18 protein-coding genes and 2 tRNA genes are annotated in these 25145 nt (G+C 70.7%); 7 read left to right on the forward strand and 13 right to left on the reverse strand.

Going from position 1 to position 25145, the window contains the following annotated elements:
- Positions 1 to 104: 104 nt before the first annotated feature.
- Both G495_RS16735 and G495_RS16740 read right to left on the reverse strand, forming a co-directional pair.
- Entirely contained in the window at positions 105 to 2510 is a 2406-nt protein-coding gene (locus G495_RS16735) for an N-acetylmuramoyl-L-alanine amidase (RefSeq protein WP_051444901.1), read from the reverse strand.
- Between the two features lie 184 nt (positions 2511 to 2694).
- On the reverse strand, positions 2695 to 4056 hold the full coding sequence (locus tag G495_RS16740; protein WP_035250322.1) for an SH3 domain-containing protein: 1362 nt from the start codon (positions 4054 to 4056) through the stop codon (positions 2695 to 2697).
- Positions 4057 to 4406: 350 nt separating this feature from the next.
- Between G495_RS16740 and mnmE the strand changes: the two genes are divergently transcribed.
- On the forward strand, positions 4407 to 6008 hold the full coding sequence (gene mnmE / locus G495_RS0100020) for a tRNA uridine-5-carboxymethylaminomethyl(34) synthesis GTPase MnmE (RefSeq protein WP_028586116.1): 1602 nt from the start codon (positions 4407 to 4409) through the stop codon (positions 6006 to 6008).
- Between the two features lie 1013 nt (positions 6009 to 7021).
- Here the strand turns inward: mnmE and G495_RS0100025 are convergent.
- The 11 genes from G495_RS0100025 to G495_RS0100075 form a co-directional block, all read right to left on the reverse strand.
- Positions 7022 to 9151 (reverse strand): hypothetical protein, encoded by a 2130-nt coding sequence (locus G495_RS0100025; RefSeq protein ID WP_028586117.1) that lies wholly within the window; start codon positions 9149 to 9151, stop codon positions 7022 to 7024.
- A 27-nt stretch (positions 9152 to 9178) separates the two neighbouring features.
- The gene (locus G495_RS21970) at positions 9179 to 9646 is read right to left on the reverse strand and encodes a type III secretion system chaperone (RefSeq protein WP_028586118.1); all 468 of its coding nucleotides are present in this window, start codon (positions 9644 to 9646) and stop codon (positions 9179 to 9181) included.
- A 572-nt stretch (positions 9647 to 10218) separates the two neighbouring features.
- Positions 10219 to 10295, reverse strand: a tRNA-Pro gene (locus tag G495_RS0100035).
- A 371-nt stretch (positions 10296 to 10666) separates the two neighbouring features.
- On the reverse strand, positions 10667 to 11104 hold the full coding sequence (locus G495_RS21490; protein ID WP_028586119.1) for a MerR family transcriptional regulator: 438 nt from the start codon (positions 11102 to 11104) through the stop codon (positions 10667 to 10669).
- A gap of 68 nt (positions 11105 to 11172) precedes the next feature.
- Complete coding sequence (pheT, locus tag G495_RS0100045; protein ID WP_028586120.1) at positions 11173 to 13572, reverse strand: phenylalanine--tRNA ligase subunit beta; 2400 nt, start codon at positions 13570 to 13572, stop codon at positions 11173 to 11175.
- Between the two features lie 404 nt (positions 13573 to 13976).
- A complete protein-coding gene (gene pheS / locus G495_RS0100050) occupies positions 13977 to 15026 on the reverse strand; it encodes a phenylalanine--tRNA ligase subunit alpha (RefSeq protein WP_028586121.1) in 1050 nt (349 codons plus the stop codon).
- A gap of 2 nt (positions 15027 to 15028) precedes the next feature.
- The gene (rplT, locus tag G495_RS0100055) at positions 15029 to 15382 is read right to left on the reverse strand and encodes a 50S ribosomal protein L20 (RefSeq protein WP_028586122.1); all 354 of its coding nucleotides are present in this window, start codon (positions 15380 to 15382) and stop codon (positions 15029 to 15031) included.
- Positions 15383 to 15466: 84 nt separating this feature from the next.
- Complete coding sequence (gene rpmI / locus G495_RS0100060) at positions 15467 to 15676, reverse strand: 50S ribosomal protein L35 (protein ID WP_028586123.1); 210 nt, start codon at positions 15674 to 15676, stop codon at positions 15467 to 15469.
- Positions 15677 to 15779: 103 nt separating this feature from the next.
- Positions 15780 to 16301, reverse strand: a complete 522-nt coding sequence (gene infC, locus G495_RS0100065; protein ID WP_028586124.1) for a translation initiation factor IF-3 — start codon at positions 16299 to 16301, stop codon at positions 15780 to 15782.
- Entirely contained in the window at positions 16270 to 18201 is a 1932-nt protein-coding gene (gene thrS / locus G495_RS0100070; RefSeq protein ID WP_028586125.1) for a threonine--tRNA ligase, read from the reverse strand. Before thrS ends, infC begins: the two co-directional genes overlap by 32 nt.
- A gap of 138 nt (positions 18202 to 18339) precedes the next feature.
- Positions 18340 to 18414, reverse strand: a tRNA-Val gene (locus G495_RS0100075).
- 329 nt (positions 18415 to 18743) lie between these two features.
- Between G495_RS0100075 and G495_RS0100080 the strand changes: the two genes are divergently transcribed.
- The 6 genes from G495_RS0100080 (at position 18744) to G495_RS0100105 (ending at position 25135) form a co-directional block, all read left to right on the forward strand.
- Positions 18744 to 19415 (forward strand): glycosyltransferase family protein, encoded by a 672-nt coding sequence (locus tag G495_RS0100080; RefSeq protein ID WP_028586126.1) that lies wholly within the window; start codon positions 18744 to 18746, stop codon positions 19413 to 19415.
- Between the two features lie 108 nt (positions 19416 to 19523).
- Positions 19524 to 19799, forward strand: coding sequence for a hypothetical protein (locus tag G495_RS16750; RefSeq protein WP_051444903.1), 276 nt, complete (start codon positions 19524 to 19526; stop codon positions 19797 to 19799).
- Positions 19800 to 20494: 695 nt separating this feature from the next.
- On the forward strand, positions 20495 to 22051 hold the full coding sequence (locus G495_RS0100090) for an ABC transporter substrate-binding protein (RefSeq protein WP_028586127.1): 1557 nt from the start codon (positions 20495 to 20497) through the stop codon (positions 22049 to 22051).
- A 194-nt stretch (positions 22052 to 22245) separates the two neighbouring features.
- Entirely contained in the window at positions 22246 to 23223 is a 978-nt protein-coding gene (locus tag G495_RS0100095; protein WP_028586128.1) for an ABC transporter permease, read from the forward strand.
- A gap of 1 nt (position 23224) precedes the next feature.
- Entirely contained in the window at positions 23225 to 24139 is a 915-nt protein-coding gene (locus tag G495_RS0100100; RefSeq protein ID WP_028586129.1) for an ABC transporter permease, read from the forward strand.
- Between the two features lie 3 nt (positions 24140 to 24142).
- Entirely contained in the window at positions 24143 to 25135 is a 993-nt protein-coding gene (locus G495_RS0100105) for an ABC transporter ATP-binding protein (RefSeq protein WP_245588329.1), read from the forward strand.
- Positions 25136 to 25145 lie beyond the last annotated feature (10 nt).

Consider the following 25145-nt stretch of genomic DNA (forward strand, 5'->3'; position numbering starts at 1 on the left):
GGGGAAGGGGAGGGCGGGCCCCGCTTTCGGCGCTTGGGGAAAGGGGGGCCCGCCTCCCCTTCCCCGGTGGCCGCAGGCCGCCCCGCCGGGCGCTGCGCCGGGCCTTACAGCCTGCCGCTCTGGAGTTCCTGGCGGTAGGAGTCGATGCCTGCGGTGATGCCATCGGCCACGCGCTGGAGGTAGGCGTCGGAGCGCAGCAGGTCAGCCTCGGCGGGGTGGGTGATGTAGCCGATTTCCACGAGCACGGCGGGCATCTTGGCGCCGATGAGCACGAAGAACGGCGCGCTGCGGGCGCCGTGGTCCACGATGCCCTTGTACTTGGCGCTCAGCTGGCGCACGCAGTTCTTCTGGACGTGCCGGGCCAGGACCTTGGATTCCTCGATCTTGAAGCTGTGCACGAGGTCCATGACGATCTTCTGGGTGTCGCTGATCTTGACGGGATCGACGTTGTTTTCCTTGGCGGCCAGGCGCAGGACGATGTCGTTGCGCGCCTTGCCCAGGTAGTATGTCTCGAAGCCGCGCACGGAGCTGGAGTTGTTGGCGTTGCAGTGCAGCGAGATGAACAGGTCGGCCTTCTTGATGTTGGCGGCCAGCACGCGGTCTTCGAGCTGGATCTTGGTGTCGTCGGTGCGCGTGTAGAGCACCTGGTAGCCGCGTTCCTGGAGGGTTTTGCCCAGGATGCGCGCTGCGCGCAGGGTGATGTCCTTTTCCTTGGTGCGGATGGACTTCTGGGCCCGGCCCTTGCTGTCCTTGGTGGTCACGTATTGCAGGGCGCCGGGGTCGCGGCCGCCGTGCCCGGCGTCGATCATGATGGTGCGCACGGTCATGCCCAGCTGGGCGAGCACGTCGTGGGCGGTCGTGGCTTCCTTCTTGCCGGGGGTGCGCGCGTCGTCGGGGCGGGTTGCCGGGGCGGCGGCCTGCTGCTGGGCCTGCTGGGCCTGCCGGTCGCGCGCCACGGACTGGCGGGCAAACACGTCGATGACGATGCGCGGCGGGTCGGGCAGGGTCAGCACGTGGTATTCCTGCTCGTCCTTGAAGTCGAGGACCACGCGGGCGGTGCTGGCCGTGTTCTGCCCGGCGCGGATGGATTGCAGGAAGCCGCCGGGGATCTCGACCTTGCGTTTGAGTTCGGGGCCCAGGGTGGTCTTGTCCAGGTCCACGTACATGCGGTGGGTCTTGCCCTGGGCGGGGTCGGCGGGCAGCCGGGCGTGCTTGAAGGCCACGGGGCCGGAGATGTCGAGCACGATGCGCGTGAAGTCGTCGCCGCTGCTGTAGCGCACGCCGGTGAGCACGCCGGGGCCGGTGGCCTCGGCGAAGGTGCCCGTGGCCACGTCCTCGGGGAGCGGGGCGCCATCGGCCAGGGCCGGGATGGGGGCCGGGGCGGTCATGGGGCCCTCGGGCCGGGGCAGGGCCTTGGCCCGGGCCTGGTCCATCTCGGCCAGCAGGGCCCGCGCGGGCTTGATCTGGTCGCCGTCGGGGTATTCGGCCAGCAGCAGCAGCAGGTCGGCGTAGGCCTTGTCCTCGTCGCCCAGGTTGCGGTAGGCGACCTGGGCCTTGCGGAAGATGGCGTCGTCGCGCCAGGAGTCCTTGCGGTCGAAGGCGTCGGCGGCGCGGCCATAGTATTCGGCGGCCTGGGCGTAGTCCTCCCGGGCGCCCGAGCGGCGGCCTGCCTCCTCGCTGGCGAAGCCCGCGAAATAGGCGGCCCGGGCGCCCAGGGTGGCGCGCGGAACGGCCCGGTAGACCTCGGCCAGCCGGGCGGCGTTGTCGCGCATCTGGCGGGAGGTGGTGGCCTTGGAGGCGCGCAGGGTGTTGAAGTCGCCCACGGCGCGGTCGTAGGCCGCGCGGATCTTGGGCGTGACCGTGGCGGAAGCGGAGGAGGCCGGAGGCGGCGCGGGCATGGAGGCCCGGGGCGTCTGTGCGGCCTGGGCGGCGGGGGCGGGCTGGGCCTTGCCGGTGATCTGGGTCAGCAGGGCGCTGGCGGCCTTGGCCTGGTCGCCGTTGGGGTAGGCGGCCAGCAGTTCGCGCAGGTCCGCCGCCGCCGTGCGCGGGTCGCCCAGGCGCCGGTAGGTCACTTCGGCCTTGCGGTACAGGCAGTCGTCCACCCAGCTGTGCCCGGGGGGGAAGCGGTTGGCCGCGCGCTGGTAGGCGTCTGCGGCGCGCACGGCGTCGTTGCGCAGGCCCGAGCGGTTGGACAGCTCCTGGTAGCTGCGCCCGATGTAGAACAGCGACTTGGGGGCGAATTCGGTGTCCGTTCCTGCGCGCAGCACGGCCTCGAAGCGTTCCAGGACCTTGCCCCACAGGTCGCGGCGCATGGCGCGCGATTCTTCGGCCATGACCCACTGGAACGACTCCAGGGCCCGGGCGTAGAGCTGCTGGCGCGAAGCGCTCTGGGCCAGGGCCTGGGGCGCGGCCAGGGCCGCCAGCAGAGCCAGCACGGCCAGGACGGCCCCGGGGCGCAGGGCGCGCAGGGTGCGGGCGAAAACCGGGGCGGGGGCTTGGGCTACGGGCATTGCTGGCCGGGCGTTGGAAGTTCACTGCCGATGGCGCGCCGCGCGCGCTCGGGGTCATATACCCGGGTTTGCGCACAAACCGCAAGCCCGGCAACGCATGCCGGGCACGGGTGGAGGCGGCGCGGCGGGGTCGCGGTGGTGGTGCTGTCGGCTGGTCCGGGGCCGGGCGGGCGCCCGGCGGGCCTCAGCGGCCCACCTGGGCCAGCCCGCCGAGCTGAAGCAGCAGGTTGCCCGCGGGGCGTTCGAGCTCGGGCAGGTCTTCGCCGGGTTCCAGGCTGGTGATGACGGTGGCGCCGAGGATGTGGCGCCCCGAGGCTTTGCCCGCGAGGGTGCGCAGGCCCCAGGCCGAATGCAGCACGGCGGGGCGGCCCTGCCACTGGCCGAGGTAGACCACGATGTGCCCGGGGCGCCAGAGCAGGGTCAGCCAGGGCCGGGCCTGGGCGGCGATGGCGTGCAGGCGGGCCTCGCGGTCCATGTCGCCGAAGGGGACCAGCCCCCAGTGGCGGGCCTGGGCGGCGGAATTGCGTGGCTGCCAGATGCCCATGGGCGCGAAGAGGTCCATGACCAGGGCCGAGCAGTCGCGGTTGGCGTACATGCCGCCCCAGCCGTAGGGCTGGCCGAGCAGTTCGTTGGCCAGCCGGGCGAAGTTGGCCGGGGTCGGGGCCAGGGGCCAGGGCGCGGCCACGTCGTCGCCGAGGCTGGCGGTGAGCAGCACGGCCTGGCCCTTGGTGTCGCGCGCGGCGAGGAGCACATCCAGGTTGCGGCTGTCGCGCCCGGTCAGGGGCAGGACCATGCCGACGCGGCCCATGAAGCGGAACTGGCCGAAGCAGTCGGCCACGGGCACGCGGTCGGCGGTCAGGGCGGCGAGGTGCACGGTGTTGAAGGCGTCCATGAACCCGGCGTCCACGAAGGCCAGGTCGCGGGTGGGCATCCACCCGGCGGCGGCGGAGGTCTCCACCAGGGCCCAGGCGCCGTCGGCGGAGGTGTGCAGCACCAGCAGCGGGGTCTGGGCCCAGACGGCGGAGTTCTGGTTGTAGTCGAAGGGGTAGCCCTCCCCGGCCAGGGCGAAGTTGTGGAACAGCGGGCGGACGGTGGGCAGCACGCGCAGGTCGGAGGCCACGACGCTGATGGCCGGGCGCAGGGTGTTGGGGAAGCTCTCGGGGTCGGCCAGCTCGCGCATTTCGCTGGCCAGCCCGGCGGGCAGGGGCAGCCGGTTCTCGCCGTGGTAGCGGGCGGGGTCGAAGCCGTCGAGGAAGCCGAAGACTTCCTTGGGGCCGTGGGCCGGGGCCGTGCGGGCCCAGGGGGCGAAGAAGCGCTGGCGGTAGTCGTCGGCCAGGGCTTTGTGTTGGTCCGGCGGCAGCAGGGGCCGGGTGGCCGTGAGCGGGTCGATGTAGGCCCCGGCGTCCTGGGGCATGTCGCGCAGGTCGGCGATGACGGTGCCGGGCGGGGAAACGCGCGGGGCGCAGCCGGCGGCCAGCAGCAGGGCCGCGAGCAGCGCCGCGAGCAGGACCGGGACGGCGGGGCGGCGGATGGCGGTGGGGTTCATGGGGCCAGTGTTATCCGCCCCGGGGCGGAAAGGCAACCGCCGGGGGCTGCGGGGCAGCGGCGGCGGGCGAAGGAACGGGGCGCGGGGCGACCGGGGAGCGCAAGGGACGGCGGGGCGGGCGGCGGCGTTTGCCCGCGCAGGGTCGCGGCAACCCCGTGCAAACGCCAAGGCGCGTTTCGCGGGGCGTGGGCCCGCACAGCGCCAGGGCCGCACCCTCCCGGGGCTTTCGCCCGCGCCGCCCGGGCCCGGGTCGTCAAGGAAAGCGCGCATCTGCATACGAGATCTTTCGCCCGCGCCCGCCCGGGCCCAGGCGCTTTGCAAACATCCGCCCCTGGCGTATACCCCGGGCCATGCGCCAGTTTGCCATGACCCAGGACACCATCGCGGCCATCGCCACCCCGCCCGGGTGCGGCGGGGTGGGCATCGTGCGCGTGAGCGGGCCCGGGGCGCGGGCGGTGGGGCAGGAGCTGTTTGAATCGTCGCGGCCCGGGTTCGCCGGGTTTCTGCCCTACCGGCTGCACCACGGCTGGGTGCGCGATGCGGCGGGGCGGCGGCTGGACGAGGTGCTGGCGGCGTTCATGCCCGGGCCCGGCTCGTACACCGGCGAGGATGTGTTGGAATTGCAGGGCCATGGCGGCCCGGCGGTGCTGCGCGCGGTGCTGGGGGCGGCCCTGGCCTGCGGCGCGCGCATGGCCGAGCCCGGGGAGTTCACCTACCGGGCCTTCTGCAACGGGCGCATGGACCTGACCCAGGCCGAGGCCGTGGCCGAGCTCATCGCCGCGCCCACGGCGGCGGGGGCGGCCCTGGCGCAGGCGCGGCTGGCCGGGGGCCTGGGCCGCAGCGTGGCGGCCCTGCGTGCGCGGCTGGAGGAGCTGCGCGCGCAGCTGTGCGTGGCCGTGGATTTCCCCGACGACGAGGTGGAGTGCCTGGCGCCGGAGGCCTTCGAGGCCGGGGTGCGCGCGGTGGGTGCCGAGCTGGCCGGGCTGGTGCGCGGCTTCGAGCGCGGGCGGGTCTGGCGCGAGGGGGTGCTGTGCGTGCTGGCCGGGCGGGTCAACGCGGGCAAGTCGAGCCTGATGAATGCGCTGCTGGGCCGCGAGCGGGCCATCGTCACCGATATTCCCGGCACCACGCGCGACTGGATCGAGGAGGCCCTGGACCTGGAGGGCCTGCCCGTGCGGCTGGTGGACACGGCGGGCCTGCGCGAGACCGGCGACGCCGTGGAGCGCGCGGGCCTGGAGCGTGGGCGCGAGCTGGTGCAGCGGGCCGACGTGGTGCTGCTGGTGGTGGACCGCACCCGGCCCCTGGCCGGGGAGGACCAGGCCCTGGCCAGCGAGCTGGGCCCGGGGCGCGTGCTGGCGGTGCTCAACAAGACCGACCTGGCCGGGGAGCCGGGCGGGGCCGGGGCGGCGGACGGACCCCAGGGCCCGGAGGGGCCGGGCGCTGGCGGGGCCCCGGGCGCCGGGCCGCACGCACCGGGCGCCCGCCCGCGAGACGCCGGACCGGGCCCGGGCCCGGCGCCCAGCCCCGAAGTGCCCGCCGCGCCCGAAGCGCCCGGTGGTGCGGCCGCCCCCGGGGCATCGGGCGCGCAGCCCCGCAGCGCCGGGGCCGACCCGGCGGACTGGTTCGCCCGGGCGGGGTTCGAGGCCGTGGCGGTCTCGGCGCGCACGGGCCAGGGGTTGACGGCGCTGTGCGGCGCGCTGCGCGCCCGGGCCCTTGGCGGCGCCGCCCCGGCCACGGGCGAGCTGGTGCCCAACATGCGCCAGGCCCGGGCCCTGGCCGCCGCGCGCGACGCCCTGGTGGCCCTGGAGGCCGACATCCGCGTGGGCCTGCCCTACGACCTGCTGGGCGTGGGCCTGGAATCGGCCTGCACCCACCTGGCCGAAATCACCGGCGAAATCACTCCCTCCGCAGTGCTGGACAGCGTGTTCGGCACCTTCTGCATCGGCAAGTAGCGCAGCGGCGCAGCGGCGCAGCGGCCAGCGGCAGGGCGATGCTGTCCGCAGCAGCGCAGCATCATCAGGCGGCGCCGGGCGGCCTACAGGCCTCGCGGGTCCTTGGCGCGGCGCACGCCAGCCGTCCTGCGGGCCTGTCCGCGCGGGCAGGCGCAGGCGGCGGCCTCGTTCTATGCAGTGCGCCGGGGGCAAGGGCGCTGGCCTTTCCGGCCAAAAAAAGGACGCCCGGCGCGGGTGCGCCGGGCGGGAGTGTGGCCGGGCCGGGGGTGTTTGTGGGGGGTGCCCCCGGACCGCAGAGGTGTCAGCGCGTGTCGGGGACCGTGGGGCCGGTGCCGTGGTGTGCGCAAGGCCCGGGAATATGCCTTGGCACGGGCAAGGGGGTGGTGCCCCGGAACGGTCGCTGCGGCCTGGGGCCGCGTGATGCCTGACTTGTGTGTGTTGCCGTTGGCCTGAAACCAGGCGGCAAGACACATGTAATAAATTTCACATGGCGTTGCAACCGAAAAGCGAAGCGGAAAGGAAAAATTATGAATCCTTTTATTTCAGGCTATTAACGTGATCTTGCGCCGCGCGAGGTGATCCGGGGCGAATCTTGGCATGATTTTCTTTGATTCTAGTGTGTTGTAGCTTTTTTGCCCCACGGGGCAGGGTTTGGGGCCATCAAATATATTGTTTTATTATTCACAACATGTCGGCCCGCCCGGCCCGCGAGCATCGCGCCCCCGGCTGCAACAGGCACCCGCCCGCATCGTGCGCCGCCGCGCGCCCGCATCCCTGCCTGCCTGCCTGCGTGCCGCCTGGCGCGCCCCGGGCGCGTAGGCCGCCCGCGCCGCCCGGCCCGCACGCATCGCGCGGGCCGCAGCCTTGCGGCCACGGCCCGCGCCCGTGCTGTTCCGCTGCCCGGGGCGTCTGGTGGCGCGCCCGCGAGACATGGTGCTTTTCCCTCGCCGTAGCTGCCACTCGCCAAAGGCTTTTGTTCCCAACCCCCCTGGTTCTCCTGCGCGGGCGCGGCCCTAGTGGCGCATGGTGCCCAGGAAGAAGTCGAAGCTGTGCACCTGGACCGTGGGCACGGTGCCCGGCTGGTCGCAGCCGCTCAGGGTCATCTCCACGCGCGAACTCAGGCCGAGGGGCTCGTTGCGGTTGCTCGCCGGGCCCATCCGGCTGCGCTGCATGGCCTGATCCACGCGCACGTCGTATTGCCCCCCGCCGCGCGAGGTGATGCGGAACTCCAGCAGGTCGCTCAGCTTGTTGCCCTGGGCCGTGAAGGTCTTCATGGTCTGCTCTGCGGTGGCGGGGTCGGCGAGCAGCGCGTTGAGGATGGAGGCCCCGGCGGCCTGGAACAGCCCGCGGGTCGCCCGCCCGGCTTCCTCGGCATTGGGGAAGTGGCCGACCAGCCGGTCCAGGGCCTGTTCCATGGCCTCGTAATCGTTGGTCCCCGTGCCCGCGATGCGCTCGCCGTCCACCACGATGCCGTTGCGGAAGAAGTCCTTGAGGAAGGCCTCGGAAAAGTGCGCCATCTTGGCCTGGAACCCCACCGAGGCTTGCAGCATCAGGCCCTGGCCGGGAACGGGCGCCTCGGCATGCATGTCCTCGCCGATGTTCGTTTGCAGGAATTCCTGGGCCTTGGTCATGTCGAAGCCCTCGACCCGGGGCTGCCCGTGGTCGGAGTGCACCCCGGGGCCGAACAACTCGCGGACCTGGCCCATGGTCACGCTGTGCAGCCCGACCTCGCCCATGCTGTCGGAGACCTCCCCGGGCAGGCCCAGGTGCCGGGCCAACCCGGTGAGCAGCTGCATGCAGGCCACGTTGTTCTTGAGCATCTGGGGCTGGGTCATGTCCTGACGGGCCAGATCGAAGCGGTAGAGGTTCATGGCCGAGCCCCGGGCCATCAGGCGGTCCAGGGCCTGGGTGCCCGTTTCGCCGCTCAGGCCCTCGCACTCGAAGGAGCTCTTGAACAGGGCGTCCTTGACCACCTCGACCTCGTCCATGCCGCCGATGCCCTCGCGCAGGCCGCCGTCGCGGATGAAGACTCCGTCCATGGCCTCCCGGAAGGTGTCCATGGCCTCGGCGACCTCCGCGCGGCCCATGCTCGGATGGATCACGGTGGCCACCAGGACCCGGGTGTCGCGCAGGCCGTCGCACAGGGTGGCGACCATGCCCGGCGTGAACACCGAGGGCGCGGACAGCACGGCGTTGCGGGCCGCCGTCTTTTCTTCGGGGCTCAGGGTGGTGTTGGCGTCGATGACCTGCAGCGCGTCCAGGAAGCCGTCGATGACGCGCTCGCGCAGGGCCTGGGTCTCGATGTTCGAGGGCGGGTGGATGGCCTCGGGGTTGTAGGTGCAGCGGGCGGTCAGCTTCGTGTGGACCAGGGCCTCGAGCTTGTCCATCTGCTCGGGGCTCATGGTCACGGTCATGGCGCGCAGCTCCGCGCGCTGGCGCAGGGCCATGGGCAGGGCCGAATCCGGGCCCGAGTGCTCGCAGTGCTGCCGGACCTTGGCGTCGATCTGGCCCCGGACCCGCGTGAGGCTGAACTGGCGGCAGGCCTCCAGGAGGGCGTCCTTGGCCTGGGCCAGGGTCGGGGTGGAGCCCGAGCGCACGAACTGCCGCGCCACCTGCTCCTGGATGCCCTGGAAGTCCTCGGCGGTCAGCGAGTCCAGCTGCTCCTCCATGCCGAAGAGGGTCATCTTTTCGCGCATGGCGGCCTTGAGCAGGGACTCCGAGCCCTCCCCGGCGCTGGGCGAGTCGCACATGCCCTTGATGTTCAGGCGGATGCCCGCCTCGTGGGCCTGGGTTTCGCCCGTCTTGGTGCGCACCAGGTCGCCGATGACCTGGGAGACCTCGCGCCCGGTGATGGGCGTGCCCCGGGTCAGGGCGCTGCCCAGGCGGCCCCGGGCGATTTCCGCGAAGCGGTCGCCCATGCCCTCGGTGTCGCGGATGCGCGCCACCACGTGGTTCATGATCGAGCTGTTGATGGTCGCGGTGTTGCCGATGTTCAGGGCCGACTTGATCCAGTTCACGGCGCGGCCCAGCCAGCTGCCCGCCCCGGCCTGGATCTGGTTGGCGCCGTCCAGGCCCACGTGGCGGTTGCCGATGGTGGCGAATTGCTGCCCCAGATTGGTGAGCCCTTGGATATCCCCAGGCATGTCAGCCTCCTTTGCTTGAAGATGTTGTCAGACCCGGATGCCTGCGGTGGGCGGGGCCTGGGGGCTGTCGTCGTCCTGCGGCGGGGCGTCGGCGGCGATGTCCTGGACGCGTTGCCCGAATTCCTCGGCCAGGGTGACGAAGGCCTGGATGTAGTCGCCAAGAACGTGGGCGCTCGACAGCCCGCCAACGCCAATTTTGTTGGTGTAGACAATGGCCTCGCGGTCCATGTCCACGCCCAGGACGCCGCCGCTGGTGCGCCGGAAAAAACAGTCGCTTTCCAGCAGGTCGGTGAAGACGCGCAGCCGCGTGGGCTCGTGGGCAGGCACGGCCCCGATGCGGCTGTAGAAATAAAATTCTTCAGAATCAGGGAGATACTCGATGTTGACCACGGTCTGGTCGAATTGCAGCGTACAGCAGTTGCCTTCGTCCAGGGTCAGGCCCTCCAGGCCGATGATTTGGCCGAACCCGGCGATGATGGTCTGTGCGGTGCTCATGCGTGGCTCCTTTGCGCCATGTCTGTACAAGATGAGTGCCAACTTTTCCGCAGGGCCGCAGGCGACCCAACGGAGGGCGATGAGAGTTGGAGTCACTCTATAAAGCCCCGGATTGTCTGCGGTGTCAATGGCGGCCTCCCGGGGTGTGGGGCAGAAGGCAGGGCGGGACCGGAGAATGCGGGCGGGCGAGGGAGGGGCGGGCAAGCGGGGGCAAAACGCGGCGGGCACCAGGGAAGGGCACGGGCGAACGCGAAGCATCGGGGCGGCGGGGGGGCGGAGAGGGGCACGGCGGGGAAGGCAGGGACCGAAGAACGCGGACGGGGCCCAGGCAGGGGCTGAGGCCGGAGGCATGAACGGGGGCAGGCAAGGGCGCGGGCGACCGCGAGCGGAGCAGGCAGGATGGCGGCGGGCCGGGGGGCTGCGCGGCGCGGGCCGGAATCGCCCTGTGCGCGCCTGTTCCGCGCAACGCCGCACTCCGCCGTCACCCTCCGGCATCCTGCAACGGACGCAGGCCCTGCCGGGAAAACGAAAAAGGTTCCAAGCGTAACCGCTTGGAACCTTCATCTTTCGCGTGGTCGGGATGAGATGATTTGAACATCCGGCCCCCTGAACCCCATTCAGGTGCGCTACCAGACTGCGCTACATCCCGACGCATGGCGCGCTTTCGCGCGCGGGGAAGGTCTTCCTAGAGCTTTGGGCTTCAAATGTCAACCGCCTGGGGCCGGGGGAGGGGAAATTCTTGGGGGGTGCCGCAGGGAGGGGGAGTGCAGGGGCCGGGGAGCGTGCGGGGCGCGGGCCGCAGGGACAGAGGGAACGGGGCGGCTCCCAGGGCCGGAGTGTTTTTGAGGAGCGCGGGCCGCAGGGGTTGGCCTTTCCGCTTCGTCTTGGAGACGCGGCGGGCAGGAAGGTTCTGGGAGAGCGCAGGCGGCAGGGGCAGGAGCGTGGGGCGCATGGCGCCGAAACCGGAGGATGCAGGCCGCAAGAGGGTGCGGCGGGCCGCCGCGGCGCTGCGGGGCGGGGTCAGTCGCGCAGCAGGCGCCGCAGGGCCAGCAGTTCTTCGACCAGGGTGCGCTTGAGGGTCGTGTCCGCGCTCCCGGTGCCGCCGGGGCTCCCGGCGTCGCCAGGGGCACCGGGGGCTTCCGCGTTGCCTGGGCCGTCCGCGCCTCCGGGGTCGCCCGCGCCGCCCTGGGGGGCCGGGGTTCCGGCGGCCTCGGCCCGGGCCTGGGCGGCAAGCTCTTGCTCCAGGCGCCTGCGGGCGCCCTCGATGGTCAGGCCCTCGCCGTGGAGCATGGCCTGGATTCGCTCCAGCAGGGCCAAGTGCTCGTCGGTGTACAGGCGCTGGCCCTTGCGCGTGCGCACGGGCTCGAGCTGCGGGAATTCGGACTCCCAGTAGCGCAGCACGGAAGGCGCCAGCCCGAGCCTCTTCGCCGCCTGCCCGATGCGGTATCGTCCGCCCATGCCTGCCTCCCGCCGGGGTCGCGCCCCGGGTGGTCGCCACCTTGCGCAGCGCCCCGCCGCCTCTGCCTCTAGATTTCTACGGGCAGCGCCTTGCGCAACCCCTCCACCACCTGGGCGTGGCGCTTGTCCACTTCCTTGTCCTTGAGGGTCCGCTGGGCGTGGCGGTAGGTCAGGCGCACGGTGACGTTGCGCCGCTGCCCGCCCTGGGGCTCGTAGAGGTCGGTCATGGTCACGTTTTCCAGCAGGTCCACGCCCATGCCCGTGATGGCGTCGATGATCGCCTGGGCGTGCAGCCCGGCGGGCGCCTGGACGGTGATGTCGCGGCGCACGGGCGGGAACTTGGCCAGGGGCGCGAAGCCCGGGGCCAACGCCTCGTGCAGGGTCCGCAGGACATCGGCGTCCAGCTCGGCCAGCCAGATTTCGCGCCGCGCGTCGTAGCGGTCGGCCACGGCCTCGCTGACGCGGCCCAGCACACCGGCCTCGTGGCCGTCCACGCTGACCTCCACGCAGGGCGACAGGTAGCTGTGGCCCTCGCGCAGGGCGTAGCGCGCTCCGGGCAGGCCCAGGTGGGTCAGCAGGTGCTCCACCAGTCCCTTGAGGTCGGCGTAGTCGGCGTTGTCCTCCCCGGGCCAGGGCCAGCGCTCGGCGCGCCGCCGCCCGTAGACCAGCAGCCCCAGGCGCGCGGGTTCGCGGGCCGTGGTTTCCGAGGCCGGGTCGGCGAAGAACAGGTGCGCGAATTCGAACAGCCGCAGCCGCGCGGCGCCGTGGGCCACGTTGGTGCGCACGTTGGCCAAAAGGCCCGGGGCCAGGGCCGTGCGCAGCACGTTCTGGTCCTCGGACAGGGGGTTGACCACCGGCACGCGGCCCTGGGCGGGCAGGCCCAGGAGGTCCAGGTCCGCCTGGCCGCAGAAGCTGTAGTTGATGGCCTCGCGCAGGCCCACGCCGCGCGCCCAGCGCTTGAGCAGCATGGCGAAGTCGAAGCGCGTGTCCTTCTGGCCGATGGCGTCCAGGGACTTGGCCACCCGGGGCAGCACCGCCGGGATGCGGTCCATGCCGTGGACGCGGGCCAGCTCCTCGATGAGGTCCACCTCGCGTTCCAGGTCCAGCCGGTGGCTGGGCACCTGGACCTGCCAGTCGGCGGGGTCGGCCTCGTCCACGGCGCAGCCCATGCCCGCAAGGGTCGTGCGGCAGAACGCGTCCTCAAGGGGGATGCCCAGGAGCTTTTCGGCCCGGGCGCGGCGCAGGCGCACGGTGCGCTGGCGCCAGGGTGCGGGCTCGGCCACGCAGACCCCGGGCAGCAGCCGCCCGCCGCCGCATTCGGCCATGAGCGCCGCGGCGCGGTCCAGGCTGCGGCGCGCCAGGCCCTGGTCCACCCCGCGCTCGAAGCGGTAGGAGGCCTCGCTTTGCAGGCCCAGGCGCCGGGCCGTGCGCCGGATGGTCGCCGGGTCGAACACCGCCAGTTCCAGGAACACATCGGTGGTGGCGTCGCCGACCTCGGTCTCCAGCCCGCCCATGACCCCGGCCAGCCCCACGGGGCGCTCGGCGTCCCAGATGAGCAGGTCGCGGGACGTGAGGGTGCGCTCCTGGCCGTCCAGGGTGGTGAAGCGCTGGCCCTCGGCGGCCAGGCCCACGCGGATGGCCGGGCCGCGCAAAAGATTCAGGTCGTAGGCGTGGTTGGGGTGGCCCAGCTCGAACATGACGTAGTTGGACACGTCCACGATGTTGCTGATGGGCCGCTGGCCCACGGCGATGAGCCGCCAGCGCATCCAGTCGGGCGCGGGACCCACGCGAACGCCCTGGATGACCCGGCCCTGGAACAGCGCGCAGCGCGCGGGGTCGTCGATGGCGATGGGCACCATGGCCGAGCAGTCCGGGCCGGACTCCACCACGCGCGGTGCGGGCATGGTCAGCGGCAGGCCGAAGGCCAGGGCTGTTTCGCGGGCCAGCCCGAGCACGGAGTTGCAGTCCGCGCGGTTGGGCGTCACGCCGATGTCGAAGACCACTTGGTCCAGGTTCAGGGCGTCGGCCAGGGGCGTGCCGGGGGCCAGGCCCGGGTCCAGGACCATGATGCCCGCGTGGCTCTTGCCCAGGCCGAGTTCGTCCTCGGCGCAGATCATGCCCGCCGAAACCTGGCCGCGCAGCTTGGCCTTCTTGATGACCAGTCCGCCGGGCAGCTCGGCGCCGATGGTCGCCACGGGCACCTTCTGGCCCTGGGCCACGTTGGGCGCGCCGCAGACGATGGGCAGCGGCTCGCCCTGGCCCACATCCACCAGACAGACGGAGAGCTTTTCGGCCTCGGGGTGGCGCTCGCACTGCACCACATGGCCGACCACCACGCCGTCCAGGTGGCTGAAGGGGCGGATGATCTCCTCCAGCTCCAGGCCGAGCATGGTCAGCCGGTGGCCCAGCTCCTCGGGCGTGCCCTCGTAGGGCACGAATTCGCGCAACCAGTTGAGACTCAGCAGCATGGTATTTCCCCTTGGGCCGGGCGGTCGGGCGCGGGGCGCCCCGGCGGCCCGGGCGGATGTCGGCGTGGGTGGTGCCGGGCGGCGGCGGGCATGGGCCCCGCGCCTGCGGCAGGTGGGTTTGCATATCCTTAAACGGCGCGCTTATCAACCGTGGGGCGGCGCGGGGGCGGGGTGCGGGGCAGGGCAGGTCGGCGCGAACGCAGGGCAAGGGGGACGCGAGGGTGGCGGAGCAGCGGGCGAAAGGGGAGTAAGGCGGGCGGCCCGCCGCCAGGGCGTGTCTTGTGCGCTCGCGCGAGGCGGCGCCGGGCGTCGGCGGGGCGCCCGGCCCGCCGCCCCCCGGCGGGGCATGAAAAAGCCCCGGCTCGTGGGAGCCGGGGCCGTGTGTTCCGGGAGATGGGTTCAGGTCAGGCAAACTGGCCGAGGAAACGCGTGTCGTTCTCGAAGAACATGCGCAGGTCGCCGATGCCGTACTTGAGCATGGTCACGCGCTCCACGCCCAGGCCGAAGGCGAAGCCGGTGTAGACCTCGGGGTCGTAGCCCACGGCCTTGAAGACCTCGGGGTCCACCATGCCGCAGCCCAGGATTTCCACCCAGCCCGTCTGCTTGCACACGCGGCAGGGCTCGCCGTGCAGCGTTCCCGCGCCGCCGCACATGCGGCAGCTGATGTCCACCTCGGCGCTGGGCTCGGTGAACGGGAAGAAGCTGGGGCGGAAGCGCACCCGCGTGTCCACGCCGAAGATCTGGCGCAAAAACGAGGTCAGGGTGCCGCGCAGGTCGGCCATGCTCACCTCGCGGTCCACCAGCAGACCTTCGATCTGGTGGAACATGGGGGTGTGCGTGAGGTCGGAGTCGCGGCGGTAGACCTTGCCGGGCGCGATGACCGCCACCGGCGGCTTGCGGGCCAGCATGGTGCGGACCTGCAAGGGCGAGGTGTGCGTGCGCAGCACCACGTTGTCCGCGACGTACAGGGTGTCCTGCATGTCGCGGGCGGGGTGCTCGGGGGGCAGGTTCAGGGCCTCGAAGTTGTACCAGTCGGATTCGACCTCGGGCCCGGAGACCACCTCGAAGCCCAGCCCGGTGAACACCGTGCAGATTTCCTCCATGACCAGGGTCACGGGGTGCAGGGAGCCCGCCTCGGGCGTGCGCCCGGGCAGGGTCGGGTCGAAGCGCGACAGGGCGCCCCGGGCGGTCTCGGCGGCCAGCTCGGCCTCGCGGGCGGCGAACAGGTCGGTCAGCGCCTGCTTGGCGGCGTTGGCGGCCTTGCCGGCCAGGGGCCGGTCCTCGGGCGCGAGGCTGCCCAGCCCGGCCAGCAGCCCGGCCAGCAGGCCCTTGCGCCCGAGGTACTTGACCCGCAGGTCTTCGAGATCCTGCGCGGCGCAGGAGGCGAGCTCCCCGCGCATGGCGGGGACCAGCGCCTCCAGGCCGCGGACGAGTTCCTCACCCGCCTGGGACATGGCTACTGGACCTTGGCCTTGGCGATCTGGGCGATCTGGGCGAAGGCGTCCTTGTCGCGCACGGCGATGTCGGCCAGGACCTTGCGGTTCAGGGCGATGCCGGCCTGGCCCAGGGCGTGGATGAACTTGCTGTAGCTCATGCCATGCTCGCGGGCGGCGGCGTTGATGCGCATGATCCACAGCGAGCGGAACTCGCGCTTGCGGACCTTGCGGTCGCGGTAGGCGAAGACCAGGGCGCGCTCGACCGTCTCGCGGGCGGTTTCGTACAGCTTGCTGCGCGCGCCGCGGTAGCCCTTGGCCATCTTCAGAAATTTCTTGTGCCGCGCCTTGGCGGTCTTTCCTCTCTTGATGCGCATCGTTCGTTTCCTCCTTGTGGCCCGCCCTCCTGGGTTACCCCGGTACGGCAGGCAGAACGATATTCGGGTTGTCGGGGAGCGGCCCTATTTCTTGAGGGTCGCCTTGGGCACCATGCGCTTGACGGCGGGCTCGTTGGCGCTGTCCACCAGGGCGCCCTGGCCGAGACGGCGTTTGCGCTTGGCGTTCTTCTTGGTCAGGATGTGGCGCAGGCCCTGACGGCGGCGGGCGATCTTGCCCGAGCCGGTCAGCTTGAACCGCTTGGCCGCGCTTCTGTTGGTCTTGAGCTTGGGCATCTGTTTCTCCTTGTCGATTGGCCGCATTGCGGCAAAACCCCGGGACATCCCGGGGATGGTTCGGGCGCGTGGCCCGTCCCGGAACACTCTGCCGGGTGGACGGCTACTTGGGCAACGGTGCCAGCAGCAGGCTCATGGTCCGGCCCTCGCTGCGCGGGAGCTGATCGACCTTGGCCAGGTCCTTGACGGCCTCGACCATGCGATCCAGGATCATCAGACCCCGGTCCTTGTGCACGATCTCGCGGCCCCGGAAGAAGACCGTGACCTTGACCCGGTCGCCGTCCTCCAGGAACCGCCGCACATGCTTCAACTTGGTGTTGAAGTCGTGGTCGTCGGTCTTGGGGCGGACCTTGATCTCCTTGATCTGGACGATGGTCGTCTTCTTGCGGGCTTCCTGGGCTTTCTTCTGCTGCTGATACTTGAAGCGCCCGAAATCCATGATCTTGCAGACCGGGGGTCGCGCGTTGGGCGACACCTCCACAAGGTCAAGGCCCGCATCCATGGCCATCTTGAGTGCGTCCGGGGTGAGCATGATACCCACCTGCTCGCCGTCGTCTCCGATCACGCGCACTTCGCGCGCACGGATCTGCCGGTTACGCCGGACTTGGTTGGCTACCGAAGCTATAGCGCATTCCTCCTCGTTTGAAGGGCTCCTGGCAGTCCTCCAGAATCATCCGCGAGGCCTCGACCAGGGTTTTGAGGCCGCAGTTTTCGCCGCGCAGGCGCACGTTGACGCCGCCGGACTCCACTTCCTTGTCCCCCACCACCAGGATGTAGGGGATCTTGGCCATCTGGGCCTCGCGGACCTTGTACCCCAATTTTTCATTACGCAAATCCGCCTCGGCGCGCACCCCGCTGTCTTGCAGGGCGGCCAAGGCGGTTTCGGCAAACGCCTTCTGGTCGTCGGTCACGGTGAGCACGCGTGCCTGCACCGGGGCCAGCCAGGTGGGGAACGCTCCGGCATACTGCTCGGTGAGGATGCCGATGAACCGTTCCACGGAACCCATGATGGCGCGGTGGACCATGACGGGCCTGTGCCTCTCCCCGTCCTGGCCGATGTACACCAGGTCGAAGCGTTCAGGCAAGGTGAAATCCACCTGGATGGTGGAGCACTGCCACATGCGGCCCAGGCAGTCGCGCAGCTTCACGTCGATCTTCGGGCCGTAGAAGGCGCCGTCGCCCTCGTTGATGGCGTAGGGCAGGCCCATTTCGGCCATGGCGTCCATGAGCGCGGCGGTGGCGCGCTCCCAGTCCTGGTCCGAGCCGATGGACTTCTCGGGCCGGGTGCTGATCTCCATGGCGCACTCGAAGCCGAACAGGCCCATCAGGTCCTGGATCCAGGCCATGACGCCCTTGATCTCGTCCAGGAGCTGGTCGGGCCGGCAGATGATGTGCGCGTCGTCCTGCGTGAACTGGCGCACGCGCAGCAGCCCGTGCAGCACGCCGGACTTCTCGTGGCGGTGCACCACGCCCAGCTCGAAGTAGCGCACCGGCAGGTCGCGGTAGCTCTTCATGCTGGAGTTGTAGATGAGCATGTGCGCCACGCAGTTCATGGGCTTGACGCCGTAGGCCGTCTCGTCGATCTGCGTGAAATACATGTTTTCGCGGTAGTTGGCGTAGTGGCCCGAGGTCTCCCACAGCTCGCGCTTGAGCAGCTGCGGGGTGCGCACGATGCCGTAGCCGCGGCGCAGCATCTCGCGGGTCACGAAATCCTCGAGGATGGTGCGCACCAGGGCGCCCTTGGGGTGCCAGTAGACCATGCCCGCGCCGCCTTCCTCGTGGAAGCTGAACAGGTCGAGCTGCGGGCCGAGCTTGCGGTGGTCGCGGCGCTTGGCCTCCTCGATCTGCGCCAGGTGCGCGGCCAGGGCCTTGTCGTCGGCAAAGGCCGTGCCGTAGATGCGCTGGAGCATGCGGTTGTTCTCGTCGCCGCGCCAGTAGGCCCCGGCCACGGAGAGCAGCTTGAAGGCCGACACGAAGCGCGTGGAGGGCACGTGCGGGCCGCGGCACAGGTCCACGAAATCGCCCTGGCTGTAGAGCGAGAAGTGGTCGCCGCCCAGGTCGTCCATGATCTCGGCCTTGTAGGTCTCGCCCATGGCGTTGAACAGGGCCACGGCTTCGGCCTTGGAGACCTCGCGGCGGGTGAAGGCCGCGTCGCGGGCCACGATGGTGTGCATCTCGGCCTCGATGGCCTCCAGGTCCTCGGGGGTGAAGGGCCGCTCGAAGTCGAAATCGTAGTAGAACCCGCTTTCGATGGCCGGGCCGATGGTCACCCGGGCCTGGGGAAAGAGGGTCTTCACGGCCTGGGCCATGACGTGGGCGGCGCTGTGGCGGATGACCTCCAGCCCCTGGGGCGAGGCGGCGTAGACGGGGGTCAGGGTGGTGCAGCCCTGGGGCACGGTGGCGGTCAGGTCCATGGTGGCGTCGGCGCAGCGTGCGGCCACCACCTGCTTGAACCGTTTCTTGGACAGGCCGCGCGCCAGGGCGTCGGCGCACGACTCCCCGGCTTTGGCTTCCACCGCTTCGATGGCTTCTTGGCCCTGTTCCTGTGCCACGTCATACCTCCCGTGCAATGCAACGGCGCGCGCCGGGCCCCGCCCCCCGGGGAGCGGTCCCGCCGCGCAAACAAGAAGGGGAGGCGAGCGCCTCCCTCGTTGCTGAAATCATGGTAGGCCCGAGCAGATTTGAACTGCTGACCCCTTGCGTGTCAAGCAAGTGCTCTCCCCCTGAGCTACGGGCCTACGCCACTTGGGAAGAGCACGTATAGACGCCTTCCCCAGCGCTGTCAACAATCCGGGGCCACAATTTCCGCACATTCCCGCAGGGCGCGGCGGGGAGCCTCGCGCGGCATGACGAGCCGCCCCGGCGCGGCTGGGGCGCTCGCGCCGGGGCGGTGGGGGGAGCGGCGCGTCGAGGGCAGGCGCCACCCAGGTGCGACGGGCGCCGCAGCCGGGGCCGCCCGCGCACTCCGGGCCCGGCCCCCGTGCGCCGCAGGGCGCGGGGCAGGGGAGGCGCGCGGCCCGTTGCGCCCCGCCCGCGCGCGGTGTACTCTGCCGCCCGGAGGACCGCCGTGGACCAGGCCCCGCTGTTCAGCGTCATCACCCCCAGCCGGGGCGACCGGCCCCGGGCCCTGGCCCTGGCCGTGGACAGCGTGGCTGTGGCCGCCGCCCAGGCCGGGCTGGCCCCCGGCGCCGTGGAAATGCTCGTGGGCTACGATGGCGTGCGCGGGCCGCGCACGGGCCCGGACGGCGCGCCCCCGCCGCCCTGGGTGCGCTTCTTCGACCTGCCCCGGGGCGGCAACTACGGCAACCCCGCGCGCCAGGCCCTGCTGCGCGCGGCGCGGGGCGCCTTCCTGCTGCTGGTGGACGACGACAACGCCCTGACCCCCGGGGCGTTCAATACCTACATGCAAGGGCTGGAGCACGAGATGCAGGTCGGGCGCATCGACGTGTCGCGGGCCTTCGGCAAGCCCTTCCTGCCCGAGGCGCTGCCCGGGCGCGAGACCATCCGCCCCGGCAACATCGACCCGCTGTGCCTGTGCCTGGCGCGCGAGCTGGTGGTGGTGCGCTGCGGGGGCTGGCGCCCCGAGGGCGGCTACGAGTCCGACTACCTGAACATCCTGCGCTACGCCCGCCGGGCGCGCTCCATCCGCCACACCGACGCCCTGGTGGGCGTGTACGACGCGGGCGCGGGCCTGGACCCGGGCGGGCAGAACCCCCGCCAGGCCGCCACCCGGGGCTGAGGCGGACCTGCGGCGCCCGGCGCACTGGACAAATGCTCCCCCCGGGCTTATCTCCCAGCCTGCGGCGCCGTGCGCGCCGCGCCCACCGTCAACCCGAAGGAGACCTCCATGGACGATATCGACCTCACGCGCACCTGCCCCCACTGCGGCCAGCCCCTCAAGCCCTGGCTCGGCCCGCCCGAGACCATGTGGGGCGTGCTGCTGGTGTGCCCCAGCAACCAGTGCCCCCTGTTCCAGTCCTCCAACGACTGCGTGACCGAGTTCAACCCCGAGTCCAAAATCGGCTTTCGCTACGCCGAGGATCCGGCCAACGACTACAAGTCCTTCAACCTCGCGGCCTACTGCGGCGAGACCTTCATGGATCTGACCCGGGCCAGCGAGTAGCCGTCCGGGCGCGCGGGGCGGTGGCGTCCCGCGCCGCCCGGAGGCGGGACGCCGCCGCCCGCCGCCCGCCTTTGCATCCCGGGCCTGCGGTTGTCGCCGCAGCCCGTCGTCCGCCTCCGCTTCCTGGGCTCCTGGCTGCGCTTGCACCGCCGTCCCGGCCGCGTTTCGCCTGCGGCCCGGGCGCGCCATTGGGCCGGGTTGCCCTCTGCGCCTGCGCCCCCGCCCGCTCCGGCTGCGGCGCTGCCCCCGCCCCGGGCCCCGGCCGCACGGAAGCCCCGGCCTGCGGCTGCGCCCCCGCGTGCGCCGCGCCTTCGTTCCACGTGTGTCCCATCTCCCGACTACGCGCGCTGCGCCCCCGCGTGCGCCGCGCCTTCCGGAATGTCTTGAAATAGTCTAAACTTCTGCCCACTCAGAAAATTTTGGAATTGTTATTTTCCCCCGGGCGGGGTAACGAAAGGGGATTGGATTCCTGCGCGTTGCGGCGCGGCGCACCCTGGTGGGGGGACGAACGTCCCGCTGGTGCGCCGGGCGCCGCCGCAGGGCCCGGCGCGGTTGTGGCGCCAGGATTTTTCCGCTACACCCTGCGGGTGCGGCGCCCGGCCCCCCCCCCCCCCCCCCCCTGGTTTCCGCGACGGGGCGGCCCGGCACGACTGCGCGGCGGTGTGCCCTTTCTCAACCCAATTCGGAGGTATTCGATGAAACGCCTGCTTCTCGCCTGCCTGTGCGCGGCCATGCTCTGCGGCTTTGCCGGGGCGGCCCACGCCAAGACCCTCAAGATGGCCCTGGACGCCGACCCCACGTCCCTGGACCCGCATGTCCAGCTCTCGGGCGGCATGCTCCAGTATTCGCACATCTGCTTCGACCCGCTGGTCCGCTGGGCCAAGGACGGCTCCTTCGAGCCCCGGCTGGCCGTGTCCTGGGAGCAGATCGACCCGCTGACCACGCGCTTCCGCCTGCGTGAGGGCGTCAAGTTCCACAGCGGCAACACCTTCACCGCCAAGGACGTGGTCTGGACCCTGGAGCGCCTGAAGCAGAGCCAGGACTACAAATTCCTCTTCGAGCTGTTCGGCCCGGCCCAGGCCGTGGACGACCTGACCGTGGACATCGTGACCACCAAGCCTTACGGCCTGGTGCTGGCCATGGCCACCTACATCTTCCCCATGGACAGCGCCTTCTACAGCGGCGTGGACGACAGCGGCCAGCCCAAGGACCTCATCGCCAAGACCGGGCCCTCCTTCGCCCTGACCAACGAGTCCGGCACCGGCCCGTTCTACGTGACCTACCGCGAGCACGGCGTGAAGACCGTCTTCACCCGCTTCAAGGACTACTGGGACACCAAGAGCCCCGGCAACGTCAGCGAGATCGTGCTCACGCCCATCAAGGAAGAGGCCACCCGCGTGGCGGCGCTGCTGTCCGGCGACGTGGACTTCATCGCCCCCGTGCCCCCGCAGGACCTGGAGCGCGTCGGCACCCACAAGGACGTGCAGCTGGTGACCATGTCCGGCACCCGCGTCATCACCTTCCAGCTCAACCAGAAGCGCCGTCCCGAGTTCGCCGACAAGCGTGTGCGCATGGCCTTCGAGTACGCCGTGAACAACGCGGGCATCGTGGACAAGATCATGAAGGGCTTCGCCACCGTGGCCGCCCAGCAGAGCCCGGCGGGCTACGCGGGCCACAACCCCGAGCTGGCCCCGCGCTTCGACCTGGACAAGGCCAAGGCGCTGATGAAGGAGGCCGGCTACGAGAACGGCTTCACCGTGACCATGATCGCCCCCAACAACCGCTACGTGAACGACGAGAAGATCGCCCAGGCCGTGGCGGGCATGCTGGCCAAGATCAACGTCAAGGTCGAGCTGAAGACCATGCCCAAGGCCCAGTACTGGGATGAGTTCGACGCCCAGGTGGCCGACGTGCAGATGATCGGCTGGCACGCCGACACCGAGGACAGCGCCAACTTCTTCGAGTACCTGCTCATGTGCCCCAACAAGGAGACCGGCTCCGGCCAGTACAACAGCGGCAACTACTGCAACGCCGAGCTGGACGCCCTGGTCGTGGCGGCCAACGCCGAGTTCGACCCCGCCAAGCGCGCCGCCATGCTGCAGCAGGCCGAGAAGATGGCCTACGACGACGCGGCCTTCGTGAACCTGCACTGGCAGAACAACTCCTGGGCGGGCCGCAAGAACCACAAGAACCTGGAGCACATCCTCAACGTCATGGACTTCCCCTACTTCGGTGACCTGACCATCGAGTAGGGCCCAGACGCGCGGGCCGGGGGGTTGCCATGACGCCCAAAGCGTTGTAGTGCCCCCTGCGCCCGGGCGAAGTCCCGCACGGCCCGAAAGCCCCCGGCTTTCGGGCCGCAACAGGGCTTCGCAGGCACGCAGCCGCCGCGGGACAGGCCCGCGCGGCCAGAAGTCCATCCACCCCAGCAGCGGCAAGACACCCTATGTTCGCCTTCATTGTCCGACGCATCGCCCAGGCGGTCATGGTGATGCTCGTTATCAGCGTCATCGGCTTCGCCATCAAGACCGCCGTGGGCGACCCCGTGCGCGATCTGGTGGGCGTGGCCGTCTCCGCCGAGGAGCGCGCCCGGCTGTCCCAGGAGCTGGGGCTGAACGACCCGCTGGCCGTGCAGTGGGTGCGCTTTCTGGGCGGCGCCCTGCAGGGCGACCTGGGCCAGTCCTATTTCTTCAAGCGCCCGGCCCTGGAGGTCATCGTGCGCAAGGCCCCGGCGACCCTGGAGCTGGTCCTGGCGGCCTCGGTGATCATTTTGCTGGTGTCGGTGCCGGTGGGCATCTACGCGGCGGTGCGCCCGCGCGCGCTGGCCTCGCGGCTGCTCATGGGCGGCAGCGTCATCGGCGTGTCCATCCCGGTGTTCCTCACGGCCATCATGCTCATCTACGTGTTCGCCATCCACCTGGGCTGGCTGCCGTCCTACGGCCGCGGCGAGACCGTGCGCCTGACCTCCTGGTGGGACACGGGGCTGCTGACCAGGGACGGGCTGGAGCACCTGGTGCTGCCGGCCATCTCCCTGTCCTCGGTCATGCTGCCGCTGTTCATCCGCCTGATCCGCGCCGAGATGAAGGAGGTGCTCGAGGCCGAATACATGAAGTACGCCCGGGCCAAGGGCCTGCGCCCCTGGCGCGTGCTCTTCGTCCACGGCTTCAAGAACACGCTCTTGCCCGTGATCACCGTGGGCGGCGTGCAGCTGGGCACGATGATCGCCTTCACCGTGCTCACCGAGACGGTCTTCCAGTGGCAGGGCATGGGCTTCATCTTCCTGGAGGCCGTGGAGCGTGCCGACACCTCCCTGCTGGTGGCCTACCTGATTTTCGTGGGCTTCGTCTTCGTGCTGGTGAACACGGCGGTGGACATCATCTACGGCCTGGTCAACCCCATGGTCCGCATCGCGGGGAGGAAGTAGCATGGCCCTGGTCCAGCGCCTGCGCGAATCGTATTTCTTGCACAGCTTCCTGCGCGACCCCGTGGCCATCGGCAGCTTCGTGGTGGTGGCCCTGCTGGTGACGGCGGGGTTCCTGGCGCCGGTGCTGGCGCCCATGAACCCCTACGACCCGGCCCAGATCGACGTGATGGACTCCGAGCTGGCGCCGATGTGGATCGACCAGGACAGCGCCTTCCCCCTGGGCACCGACGCCCAGGGCCGCGATATCCTGTCCACCATCCTCTACGGCACGCGCGTCTCGGTGCTCATCGGCCTGGGCGCCGTGGCCCTGCAGGCGGTGCTGGGCATCGGCATCGGGCTCGTCTCGGGCTACGCGGGCGGGCGCATCGACGCCGTGCTCATGCGCGTGGCCGACGTGCAGCTGTCGTTCTCCACCTACATGGTGGCCATCTTCCTGGGCGCCATCTTCCAGACCGCCTTCGGCGTGGGCCGCTACGAGCAGGTGGCCGTGCCCTTCCTCATCGTGGTCATCGGCCTGGCCGAGTGGCCGCAGTACGCGCGCACCGTGCGCGCCTCGGTGCTGGCCGAGAAGAAGAAGGAGTACGTCGAGGCCGCGCGGGTCATCGGCCTGCCCTCGTGGCGCATCATGTGGCGGCACATCCTGCCCAACACCATGACCCCGGTGCTGGTCATCTCCACCGTGCAGGTGGCCAACGCCATCATGAGCGAGGCGGCCCTGTCGTTCATCGGCCTGGGCATGCCCGCCACCAAGCCCTCCCTGGGCTCGCTCATCAAGTCCGGCTTCGAGTACATCTTCTCCGGCTCGTGGTGGATCACCCTGTTCCCGGGGGTGGTGCTGGTGCTGCTCATCCTGGCCATCAACCTGCTGGGCGACTGGATGCGCGATTTCCTGAACCCCAAACTCTACAAGAGCTGACGCGTGAAGATACAGCCCCAGGACGCCACCGCCACCCCGCGGCTGCTGGAGGTCGCGGACCTCACGGTGAAGTTCGCCCTGCGCAAGGGCACGCTGCCCGCCGTGTCGGGCGTGAGCTTCAACCTCGGGCCCGGCGAGCGGCTGGGGCTGGTGGGCGAATCGGGCGCGGGCAAGTCCGTCACCGGCTTCGCCGTCCTGAACCTCATTGCCAAGCCGGGGTTCATCGAGTCGGGCCGGGTGCTCTTCGAGGGCAAGGACCTGACGGCCCTGCCCGAGGAGCGGCTGCGCGAGGTGCGCGGCAACCGCATCAGCATGATCTTCCAGGACCCGATGATGACCCTGAACCCGGTGCTCACCGTGGGCACCCAGATGGTGGAAACCCTGAAGGCCCACCGGGACATCAGCGACAAGGAAGCCACGGCCATCGCCCTGGAGAAGCTGCGCAAGGTCTACATCCCCTCGCCGGAAAAACGCCTGCGCCAGTATCCCCACGAGTTTTCCGGCGGCATGCGCCAGCGCATCGTCATCGCCATCGCCCTGCTCACCAGCCCGGCGCTGATCATTGCCGACGAGCCGACCACGGCCCTGGACGTGACCATCCAGGCCGAGATCATGGACCTGCTGCTTGCGCTGTGCCGCACCGAGAACATGGGGCTCATCCTCATCACCCACGATCTGGCCGTGGTCTCGCAGGTGACGCAGAAGATCGCCGTGATGTACGCGGGGCGGATCATCGAGATGGGCCTGACCCAGGAGATCATCGCCAACCCGCTGCACCCCTACACCCAGGGGCTGATCCGCGCCCTGCCGCAGTCCGGCTCGGGGCGCGGGGCGCGCCTGGAGCAGATCCCGGGCATCATGCCCAGCCTGTACAACATGCCCCCGGGCTGCGCCTTCCACCCGCGCTGCCCCAAGAAGTGCGCCCTCTGCTCCGAAGAGGCGCCCGCGCTGCTCTCGCGTGAAAGCGGCAGCCTTGTCGCCTGCCACTGCGTGTAGGACGGAGGAC

The sequence above is a fragment of the Desulfocurvus vexinensis DSM 17965 genome (assembly GCF_000519125.1).
Classification (GTDB): domain Bacteria; phylum Desulfobacterota; class Desulfovibrionia; order Desulfovibrionales; family Desulfovibrionaceae; genus Desulfocurvus; species Desulfocurvus vexinensis.